We start from the raw sequence: 451 nt of genomic DNA on the forward strand, positions 1-451 counted from the left end.
CGCGGGCCAGACGCCACTTTGCGGACACGCCCTAGGGGCCCGGGGCTCCCAGGCGTGTCCCGCGAGGCGGCGGCGCGGACCGCCTCCGCGATCAGGTGTTCTCCTTGAGGAGCGCGGCTCCCAAAGGGGTGAGGGTGTGGATCACGGTGTTGTTCCGGCGGGTGGAGACGACCAGCCGCGCCTCGCGGAGCACGGCGGCATGCTGACTGGCCGTCGGTGGCGTGACGCCGATGCGGCGGGCGAGTTCCCCCGTCGAGCAGCCGCCCTCGATGACGCGCAGAGCCGCCGCCCTGGTCGGCCCGAGCATCGCGGCCAGGGCGCCGCGGCCGGCGCGCCGGCCCGGGTCGCCCCACCAGCCCGGTTCCTGGACGACCGGATAGACCAGAACCGGGGGGAGGTCGTCGTCGATGAAGGTGACGGGGGTGCGCCAGCAGAACACCGAGGGCACCAG

At 74.5% G+C, this 451-nt stretch carries 1 protein-coding gene; it reads right to left on the reverse strand.

The window, feature by feature from the left end:
• Positions 1-91 precede the first annotated feature (91 nt).
• The coding region (locus tag GT042_RS02130) for a winged helix-turn-helix domain-containing protein (protein ID WP_161306986.1) at positions 92-451 on the reverse strand (360 nt) is incomplete at its 5' end.

The organism is Streptomyces sp. SID3212 (genome assembly GCF_009865405.1).
Classification (GTDB): domain Bacteria; phylum Actinomycetota; class Actinomycetes; order Streptomycetales; family Streptomycetaceae; genus Streptomyces.